General features: G+C 60.3%; 9 protein-coding genes. 7 read left to right on the top strand and 2 right to left on the bottom strand.

Going from position 1 to position 9,171, the window contains the following annotated elements; translation table 11 throughout:
* Positions 1 to 300: 300 nt before the first annotated feature.
* Entirely contained in the window at positions 301 to 900 is a 600-nt protein-coding gene (locus AC5RWT_RS31155) for a recombinase family protein (RefSeq protein ID WP_494083590.1), read from the top strand.
* 52 nt (positions 901 to 952) lie between these two features.
* Here AC5RWT_RS31155 and AC5RWT_RS31150 read toward each other — a convergent pair whose 3' ends face one another.
* Positions 953 to 1,324: a hypothetical protein gene (locus AC5RWT_RS31150; protein ID WP_494083589.1), complete on the bottom strand. Its 372-nt coding sequence runs from the start codon at positions 1,322 to 1,324 to the stop codon at positions 953 to 955.
* Positions 1,325 to 1,661: 337 nt separating this feature from the next.
* On the opposite strand from AC5RWT_RS31150, the gene AC5RWT_RS31145 reads away from it, so the two are divergent.
* The 6 genes from AC5RWT_RS31145 to AC5RWT_RS31120 all read left to right on the top strand — a co-directional run bounded on the left by AC5RWT_RS31145 (position 1,662) and on the right by AC5RWT_RS31120 (position 6,788).
* The gene (locus AC5RWT_RS31145; RefSeq protein ID WP_494083588.1) at positions 1,662 to 2,078 is read left to right on the top strand and encodes a hypothetical protein; all 417 of its coding nucleotides are present in this window, start codon (positions 1,662 to 1,664) and stop codon (positions 2,076 to 2,078) included.
* A gap of 234 nt (positions 2,079 to 2,312) precedes the next feature.
* Positions 2,313 to 2,609, top strand: coding sequence for a hypothetical protein (locus tag AC5RWT_RS31140; protein ID WP_494083587.1), 297 nt, complete (start codon positions 2,313 to 2,315; stop codon positions 2,607 to 2,609).
* Between the two features lie 77 nt (positions 2,610 to 2,686).
* Positions 2,687 to 2,872, top strand: a complete 186-nt coding sequence (locus tag AC5RWT_RS31135) for a hypothetical protein (protein WP_494083586.1) — start codon at positions 2,687 to 2,689, stop codon at positions 2,870 to 2,872.
* 146 nt (positions 2,873 to 3,018) lie between these two features.
* Positions 3,019 to 3,432: a hypothetical protein gene (locus AC5RWT_RS31130; protein WP_494083585.1), complete on the top strand. Its 414-nt coding sequence runs from the start codon at positions 3,019 to 3,021 to the stop codon at positions 3,430 to 3,432.
* 1,271 nt (positions 3,433 to 4,703) lie between these two features.
* The gene (locus AC5RWT_RS31125) at positions 4,704 to 5,135 is read left to right on the top strand and encodes a hypothetical protein (protein ID WP_494083584.1); all 432 of its coding nucleotides are present in this window, start codon (positions 4,704 to 4,706) and stop codon (positions 5,133 to 5,135) included.
* 291 nt (positions 5,136 to 5,426) lie between these two features.
* Positions 5,427 to 6,788 (top strand): P-loop NTPase family protein, encoded by a 1,362-nt coding sequence (locus tag AC5RWT_RS31120; RefSeq protein WP_494083583.1) that lies wholly within the window; start codon positions 5,427 to 5,429, stop codon positions 6,786 to 6,788.
* 347 nt (positions 6,789 to 7,135) lie between these two features.
* On the opposite strand, the gene AC5RWT_RS31115 is transcribed toward AC5RWT_RS31120, so the two are convergent.
* Positions 7,136 to 8,488 (bottom strand): ParB/RepB/Spo0J family partition protein, encoded by a 1,353-nt coding sequence (locus AC5RWT_RS31115; RefSeq protein WP_494083582.1) that lies wholly within the window; start codon positions 8,486 to 8,488, stop codon positions 7,136 to 7,138.
* Positions 8,489 to 9,171: the final 683 nt, after the last annotated feature.

Genomic DNA, 9,171 nt, shown 5'->3' with positions numbered 1-9,171 from the left:
AATCATGCGCTCACGCTCAGCCGCCACAGCCTCAGCAACGGCGGCGCGCTGCTCCGCTGTGGCCAGTTGCTCACGCACTTTGGCCAACGCTTCCCTCGCCGCTTCAAGCTCAGCCTGTGTGGCTGTGTTCATGTGGTCAGCAGGTGGCTGTTCAGGCTCATGTCCGAATGGAGTACACCTCAACCTGACGTCAGGCAGGTATTCAAAAAGGTGTCCATATAGGGTGGAGTTTGTTATTTGTTGACACGACTCGATGAAAGTCTTAAATTTCAACCTGACACTTTGGAGATTAGAGGGCGGATGACAGGTCAGCGGATCGGGTATGTGCGGGTCAGTACCTTGGATCAGAGTGAGCAGCGGCAGCTTGAAGGCCAGGCACTCGACCGCGTGTTCATGGACAAGGCCTCCGGCCGGGACACCGCTCGACCCCAGCTAATCGAACTGGTTCGTTTCGCGCGCGACGGCGACGTCGTGGTGGTACACAGCATGGACCGGCTGGCCAGGAATCTGGACGACCTGCGCTCCCTGGTCCAGAAATTGACCGCAAAGGGCGTCCGGGTGGAGTTTGTCAAAGAAGGACTGGTCTTCACCGGCGAGGACTCCCCCATGGCCAACCTCATGCTTTCGGTCATGGGCGCCTTCGCAGAGTTCGAACGCTCCCTGATTAAGGAGCGTCAGCGCGAGGGCATCGCTCTTGCTCGCCAGCGTGGCGCCTATCGCGGTCGGAAAAAGACGCTCTCTCCTGAGCAGGCGAGCGAACTCGTTCTGCGCGCAGCCTCTGGTATCCCGAAATCGACGCTGGCTCGGGATTACGGGATCAGCCGCGAGACGGTCTACCAGTACCTACGCCAAGCTGCAGGTGTGCAGAGTGGACAGGCATACGTCGTGGACATGTCCTGAACTGAGGCTCGCTAAGGGCTGGGAGCAGTTGGTTGCCAGCCCTTAGCGACCGCTATGCCGTCGCGTCTAACTTCACTGCTGGGCCAGGCAGGGTTGGTCTATCGTAGGAGGGCCAGTGATTGGCGATGCTCCAGACCCGGGCCTGTTCAAGGTTGGCGGGCAACTCTGACAGCAAGCTATGCAGGATTGATAGCAGGTCCTGGCGGTTCTTGGCTGAGGTGCCAGCGGCTGCACTTACATCCCCACCCTTAAGTAGGAACGGCGGACTGCCATCACCGAAATCTATGATGGCGGCGTACTGCGTGGCGTTGCCGTACTGATTCACGTTCTGAACCATCGGTGAACCGTCTGGAGGAATGACGCCATTCACAGTTCCACCGGCTGCGACGATGGCGTCGAAATCCGGAAACCCGTCCGGAGTCATGGGTAATTTCGCCTGCCCGAGCGCCCGAGCGGCTGCGTTCAGGGCTCCTGAACCAGTTGAGGCGAGTGAAAGACGTGTTCCTGCTAATACGAACGCGCGAATTGCGTCATCTGTTTCCCTGCCTCCCCAGGAAGAGCTGTCGACCTCTGGGTAAACCGTGCCCAAGGTCGGGCGCGAAGGGCCTGGGGACGTCTGAGCGGCAGCCCGGCTATTGATACCGGCCGCGGGCAAACCCGAAACCATCATGCCTACTACCATCGGCTACCTCAGCAAAGGTGTTAGGGATTGGCTGGTCGCACTTCGACGGTAGCGTGCTGTGGCTGGAAGACGCGCCGTCGTGAACATCAGAGCCGAGCTCGACGGTCTTGAAGACGGCGACGGGCATTTCGAAGTCGTGGGCGCAGGGTCAGAGGCGCTTCTCCGCTACCGCCTGGGTCCTCCGTACGACCGCTCCTTCGAGTTCGTCCAACCGCTGGACAAGATCGCCGCACGGATCGCTTCCCGGCAGTACCGGCAGAGTGCCGCCGGCTCGGGAGTCACACCGTTGGGCCTCTTCACAATCCACGTGTGGGAAATGGCGCTGACAGCCCCAGAGGGCCACACCATGATGGAGCTAGGCAGTGGCGGTGTTCGCACTTTCAAGCCGCTGGAACCGAAGAGACCAAGGGCACCTGCCACGTCGGCTAAGTGGTCCCATTCGTGCACCGGAGAGTGGATTAAAGGTGTTCGGCTACGCCTGGTGACGGTTCCGTAAAGCGGAATCCACAGCTGGGGTAACCTCCGAACGGGATGTACAAGGTCGCACGGAACAACGCGCCAGGTCTTGGTGCGGGTACTGGCCGGGATGGCGACCGGCAAGCTTAGGATCCTCCCAGCGGTCGCCTCAGAGTACGCCCATCGAATCTGTTGTCGCACTGAGAGATCCCTCAGCGCACCTCCGGAATCGAGCGCGCAGTGTGGACGGGCAATGCGCCGCTACTGTTAGTTGATGGACAATCTGGAGTTCTCCGTCGATGGCGAGTTTTTCCGCGTGAGCGAGCGGCGGCAGCCCAACGGGACGATGAGCTATGACTTTGCGTGGCTGAACGGACCGGACGGTGGGACGTATGGCTTCACTATGGGCCTGGGGGCTGCTGGGTCGGCTCCTGACACGCGGTTGACCCGGGAAGAACTGGTGGCTCAGGCGCGAGACTTCATCGAAGGGTTCTACGAACCAGGGGGCATCGGCGAGGAGGACTTCCCCGGCCACACCCCACCGCCCACCCGTGAGGCGGGCGAACAATAGTCAACCCTATGCCCTCGGTAGGACGGGGTGGGTTCCAACCTGCCCACAACTACCCGATGGTCCCCTAGAGTCGAAGCATGTCATGTGAACCCTCACATCATCGAAAATTCTGGATGATGATCGCTGGACTGGCAGTTCTAATTTTTGCCGGTTACATTGCGCTCACCAGCGGCGTCCTGGCCAGCTGGTTGGATCCAGAACCGGAAACCAGCCTCGGAGCGTCGTTGATTTGGGTCCCCGCGACGGGATCCACGCCCCTCTAACAGCCACCCTGCCGCATTGTGGACGCCTACCCGCAAGCGCGCCGTTGGAGAGCGCATCTGCGCTCTTTTTGGCCTCCTCGTATCCCGCGGGCATCGGGCCTAAGCCGGATGTCGGTAGCCGCGGGTGGAGCCGTAGGATTCGAAGCATGAGTGGACCCAGCGCTGACTCAATTGAACGCTTGCTACAGCCCCCACCCGGACTACGTGCCCTCAGAAACACCGGGCTCGTGATCATGGCGGTCAGCATGCTCACCTACCCGTTGCTCCTGATCGCTGTGAACCTGGCCGCGCCACACCTGATCGATACCTCGAGCATGTTCATCCCGCGCGACCCGTTCTCCAACGCCGGCCAAGGAATCGTGTTCATCGGGCTGCCCGTCTCCGTGGCTCTGCTCGGACTCTTCGCAGTCCTGACCCTTCACAAAGCCCACCCGCAGTGGATTGCGCGGCAGCGTGCCATCGCCCTGACAGCAGCCTCCCTGCTCGCAGCAGCAATGACCGTGCTGGCGTTCTGGGCAGCCTTCTACTTCGTTCTGATCGTCGGCAGCATGCTGCGGTGAACCGAACTCTTGCGGGATACTTGACGCAGCAGCTAGCCATAGTTCCCGTATGTCGCCCTGTTGCTGATTAGCTGCGAGAAGCAGATCCTATCGAGAGGGGGGATCATGCCGGACAAGGCAACGGATGATCAGCGGGCCGCAGGCTTCGTCGTCGTCCCCGACGTCGTTGGAGAGCGATTCCTACCGGCCCGAGAGATAGCCCTGTCAGCCGGAGTGACTTTGGCGAACCCCGATCCCGATGGGCCACCGATAAGCGCGATAGCTTGGCCCAACAACCCGGTTGTCCAAAGTCAGTCTCCGGCGCCGGGCAGCGTTCTACATAGGCACGACTCGCTTCTAGTATGGCTGCGCGTAGACCCTGAGCCGGACAAGGCTCGTAAGCTCGACGAGCCTCCGCCTTCCGCAGATTTGGAACACGCCACTCCAGATAAGCCCATTCAGAAAGTCGAGCTCCGCAGCGACAGTCCTGGGGACAAAACCGCCCACTGAAGGATCGGACCGCCTTGTTCGTATGCACCCACCGAGACCTCAACTATCAGCCATGCCGTTACCAGGTGGTGCTTTCCGTGGTGCATGCTTGGCTCGGAGCTTCGATGAATGTCTTGGTTTTAGCTATATCGCGGAATCGGGCTATTCAGATCAGCCGCCCGCTGCTGCCGGCTGACGCGTAACTCTGGCTTTGAGAGCGCTAAGTTGCACTGCTAAGAACGCCGATGCCGACCATGCCGCTCCCAGGTCCCGTCAAAGGTCTTCTTCTCGGTCATTGAGAATGCTCCGAGTGAGACACGTTGATGAGACAAGCCGGCGTCAGGATATTCCGCGACTGCACACCAGGAGGAAGTCCGTCTATCCGTGCCAGGCAAAGGGTCCTTAAATGCGACCGTTGTCCGGGGAGTTGTGGGGGTCGCGAGGTTGGTTCCGTCGCACGGAACGGTTGACGGAGACTGCCACGAACCATCCTGAGATACTTGCGGCAACGATTGCGACGACTCCAAGCCAACCCATTAGTTGATACGCGATCCAGCACCAAACTGCGACCCATACTGCAGTCAAAACTAGTCGGCCAGGTTTACCGATCCTTCGCTTCTGCGCCATGCATCATCCTTACATCCTTACATCCTTTGACGAGACGACCGGACGGGCCGGCTCATGGCTGGCAGCTACATCGCTATCGGTTTGGAAGTTATTGCTTTGTAACGTCAAACCGACTCTGCAGCACAGTCCTGCGGCTAGCGTGAAACAAACGCTGTTGCACCAGAGACGGGGAAATAATGCGCACCTTAGCCAAGCTCACAACCGGTGCCGTCGTACTGCTGGCGTTGGCCAGCTGCAGTAGTGATCCGAAGTCTGGGATAGCTGCCCTTGAAGCTCCGGCAGGTTCGGCTGATACCTTCGCCGGTGACATCGAAACGCTGGGCATAGCGCCGGACAGCACGCGACTGTTGGTGGAGGAGAACGACTACGCGTTCTATATCGCAGCGCCGGACAAGCCCGAGAAGGGCAACGTGTGTCTGGTCATCCAGACCCCGGAACCGGAAACCGGAGCTTCTGGTTGTGGCAACTTTCCCAACTTGTACCCGTTGGAGCTGGGCACCGCAGGCGTAAGCGCGAAGCTCATTGCAGATAACTACGACGCCAGCAAGGAACTGAGCGAAGGCTGGCGACAACTCCACAAGAACCTGCTGGTACGCGGCGGAATGTAACAACCCCACTCGGCATCGTTGAGATCACAGGTTATGCGCTCCGCCAGAAAGCGACCGTGCCTCGCTCCAGTGCGCCCGCTCTCAGTGGTCAATAACGCCTTCCCCCTTATATTGACTGACTATGATTCCGGCAACGAGTTCCTACAGCTCGATCTAGGCCATTTATCGGGTGATCGTGGCGGTCGAACTGACAGGGTCTCAAACGGTCATTTTTGACGTTCACGCGGCCCACGGAACCGCGGCCGTCCCGCCAGACCCTGGAGAACCCGCTGTTGCCGATATCGTGGGGCGATGGGCTCATTTGATATTTGGCATAACTTTGGCTTTACCGAAAACCCTTACAGCCAGAGCACCCTCAAAGCAGACGAGCTGGGTGAAACCCTTTTGGCTGGACGGGACAAGGAAATAAAGATCCTCCAAAAAAGAATCGGAAGTACTGGTGCCCATCCTTCAGTAGAGGGACCCATCGGAGCCGGAAAGACCAGCCTTGTCAACGTAGCCATCTACCGGATGCAACAACGCTGCTTGGCGGCCAAGGCAACTGAGCTCTACCTGCCAGCAGCTGGAGAGTTCCAGCCCACTGCCTCAACGGCGGAATTCGAGCAGACGTTCTACTACGTCGTGGCCCAGACGCTCATCAAGAACCAATCGCTCTTCGCGGCCGTTGGGCTAAATAAGCCGGACGTCACAGTTCTGGACAAATGGCTAAACAAGCCGCAATACACAAGTAAGTCAGGTGGCGGCCAGGTCGCCGGCTGGGGGGTCGAAGGGGGATACGGGTCCGAACCAAACTCCGGAGCAGGATTTGCGGCATCCGGGTTCCCGGAAGCTGTCCGCAAGTTGCTTGAAACGAGCTTCCCGCAAGGCTCCGGAGGCATCGTTTGCATCCTGGATAATCTTGAAATCCTTCAGAGCGCCGGCAAGGCCAGAACAGCCCTTGATGAACTAAGAGATCGGGTTTTCAACATTCCACAGATCCGGTGGGTGTTGTGCGGGTCCCGGGGGATCGTGTCTCGGGCCCGAACCGAGAGGCTCAGCGGGATGATGCAGACGCCTCTAATTGTCAAGCCCATCGACGACGCATCTGCTGTGGAGGCAATCAAACGGCGAATTGACCACTTTGGCCTGGTCGGCGCAGTTCCCCCTGTTACCCCGGAAGGCTTCGACTTCATTTATCAAACGTTGAACAAGAATCTGCGGGAAGCACTTACGAAGTCTCACGATTTTTCGCACTGGCTCGATGATCGGAGCGACGAAGAGGATTGGGACGATTATCCCGACGAAGAAGAGCGAACGGCTATGCTCAACGGCTGGATAATGGAGCTCGCTGAGCACGCACTCTTGGATGCCAAGGACATAAGAAAGCGGGACTGGCAGTTCTTCGATGCTCTCTGTGCTGCCGGTGGTAGAGCGGGATCCGCAGAACATGAGGACTTCGAGTTCAAGAAACAGCAGCAGATGACCAACTCCGTAACTCTCCTGGCCGAGGCCAACCTCCTAATTCGAGAGACAGACCCCGAAAACGCAACGCGGACGATCAATGCCGTGACGCCGACCGGCTGGCTAGTTTCGTTCTTCCGGCAGAACTTCGATGCCTCTGGAGACGTCGAAGACCAAGAAGAACTCCCTACCCCGGGCCTCCGAGGTCAGTAGTTGCGGCCTCACTCTCTTCGCCGTGGCCCCGTGCCCGGTTAACCGCAGAAGAGCCGGCACGGGAGGGCCGGCTCTTCCTGGTTTTCCCTCTGCAAAGGAAATCTGTGGTTCAGCTTAGCTGAATGGTTGGTGGTGCTGCCGCGGCCTGGTACCTCGTTGTTTCTGGTCCCGCGGGTGCTATGTCTGCCGGTTGCGTTGTCGCGGTTAATGGCGGTCCGCCGCTGGTGAGTGGCTATTGTGTCTTGGTCCGGCGCGGCGGACCGCCCCACTTTTGGGAGGTTCCTGGACGGCGTGTGGGGGTTGGTGCCTTGCCGGGCGGTTTTGTCGCCGCCCGGCAAGGGGCTGTTTTAGGCGCCTTCGGTGGTGGATTCTTTGCCGCTGTCGATGATGATCTGTTCGGTCTCGGAGGCGGTGTAGCCCCATGTGACCAGCTGGTTGAGGTAGTCGCGGTGGCTTTGGTGCGGTGAGCGCCATGAGTCTTTGGCGATGGTCTTTTCGTATCCTGCGCAGATCAGGGCGATCAGGGAGAACTCGGGCTGGGCGGTGGTATTGGCGACGTGGTCGCGGAGGGGGTTCCAGCCCCAGCGTCCGTTCTTGTCGTCGGTTTTGGCTCCGATCATCTCCGTGGCGACCTTGCCGTCGTAGCCGCTGGCGGTCTCGGGGTGGTGGGTGATGGCGTGGACGGTGAAGTACTGCCAGCCCTTGGGCGCCTGCTTCCGCGCCAGAAGGTTCTTCACGAACTCCCGGCGGACGACACGAGCGGACTCCATCGCCTTGTTATTGGCGATCAGCGTCTTGCGTTCTGCTTTCTGTTCCTCGGTCATGGGCCCGGACTGTGCCTGACGGCCGCCGTCGTAGCGTTCGTGGCGCGGGGTGAAGCCGAGTTCCTTCCACCCGCTGATGACTGGTTTGGCGGAGTGGTTGCCTTGCCAGTCGCGCTGGATGATGTAGGCGTTGGCGTCGTCCTCGGTGGCAGGTTCACCGTCGGCCCGGTTCGCGGCGGAGACGTACAGGGCGTCTTCGTCGGCGTAGTGGCCCGCGTCCTCGACGATGGTCTTGCCCTGGCCTTCGAGTTCGGCGATCAGCGCGGCGCGGGCGGCGGCGATGTCCCGCTTGTCCCGCAGGCGCTGGGTGACGTGCAGGAGCATGTCGGGTTCGTCGGCGAGGACTGATTCAAGTTCCTCGGTCGCGTCGGGGTCGTCTTCAAATTCGGCCAGAATCAGGGCTTCTTCGATGGTGCATCCCCTGCCCAGGGCGGCGTCCCCGGCTGTGGTGGACTTGGCTTTCAGCGCGTCCTCGACGGTGATCTTGGTCCGCCCGGTTTTCTTGGCGATCTGCGCCGCTGACACGCCGATCAGGGAGAGCTGGTGGTAGGCCTCGGCCTCGTCGGCCTCGGTCAGCGCGGAGCGTTGGATGTTCTCGACCACCTGTGTGACGATGCGTTCTGCTTCCTCGGGGCTTTCGGTGACCATGACCGGGATCTCGGGCCGTTCGGCTTCGACGGCGGCGCGGGTGCGGCGCTGTCCCATCAGGACGTGCACGGTGCCGTCGTCCTTGCGGTGTGCGATCACGGGCTCGAGTATGCCGTGTTCTTTGATGCTGGCCACGAAGGCGGGGGTGAGCGCGGCGTCCTTGCGGACGTTGATGTCGATGGTCAGGGTCTTGGGGTCGAGCATTTCCAGCGTGGGTGTGGTGTTCATGGTGTTGCTCCTTTTGCAGAGGATTTTGGTGGGTGGGGCGACCAGTGGTGACCGGCCAGCTTCCCCTCTCCCCCCGTTGTTTTTTGGCTGCTGGCGGAGCATTGCGGAGCTGTGCCCGACGCAGGCCCGTCTACCCGCAAGGGCAAAGGGCGGGAAATTCCTGGAGGAAATAAGCGAGGCACGAGCGCCGGAAGGAAATTCACGCCCCTGCAGGCCCCGACGAAGGAGGGGCTAGACGGGGTGGAGCGGGCACGTACGATCCGAAGGACAGCAGCCAAAAAACGTCGTAGACACACCAGGTTCGGGGACGGCGGAGCTCTGCGGAGCCGGCACTGGACCCAACAGCCGGCCGCGCCAGCGGACGCCCGAATCAGTGCGAGCCCTGCGAGCACCCTCTTTGTCCGGCAGCGTGTTGGACTTTTTCCGTGCCGGCCAGGGCCCCGGGGCGTTCATAACCGTATGCACGGACCGGCGGAGAGACACGGCCGGCGGAAGTATCTCCCAGAGGGAACCACGATGTGTTTGCCGGACACTTATAGGTATGGGGGACACAGGGAAAGCATCCACGGACAGTGAGCTTTGGCTTCGCGTCATCGACGGTGACGGTTCCGCTTTTGCTTCTCTCTTTACACGCCATAGGGACCGGGTCTTTGCTCATAGCCTCCGGTTGGTGAGAACTCCTT

Source organism: Arthrobacter sp. Dra40 (assembly GCF_059091905.1).
The sequence above is the reverse complement of the archived record's forward strand: the minus strand, read 5'-3'. Positions and strand labels throughout refer to the sequence as shown.

Coding starts and splice junctions, on each gene's coding strand:
- AC5RWT_RS31155 (WP_494083590.1), top strand. CDS start 301: ATGACAGGTCAGCGGATCGGGTATGTGCGGGTCAGTACCTTGGATCAG.
- AC5RWT_RS31150 (WP_494083589.1), bottom strand. CDS start 1,324: ATGACTCCGGACGGGTTTCCGGATTTCGACGCCATCGTCGCAGCCGGT.
- AC5RWT_RS31140 (WP_494083587.1), top strand. CDS start 2,313: ATGGACAATCTGGAGTTCTCCGTCGATGGCGAGTTTTTCCGCGTGAGC.
- AC5RWT_RS31135 (WP_494083586.1), top strand. CDS start 2,687: ATGTCATGTGAACCCTCACATCATCGAAAATTCTGGATGATGATCGCT.
- AC5RWT_RS31130 (WP_494083585.1), top strand. CDS start 3,019: ATGAGTGGACCCAGCGCTGACTCAATTGAACGCTTGCTACAGCCCCCA.
- AC5RWT_RS31125 (WP_494083584.1), top strand. CDS start 4,704: ATGCGCACCTTAGCCAAGCTCACAACCGGTGCCGTCGTACTGCTGGCG.
- AC5RWT_RS31120 (WP_494083583.1), top strand. CDS start 5,427: ATGGGCTCATTTGATATTTGGCATAACTTTGGCTTTACCGAAAACCCT.
- AC5RWT_RS31115 (WP_494083582.1), bottom strand. CDS start 8,488: ATGAACACCACACCCACGCTGGAAATGCTCGACCCCAAGACCCTGACC.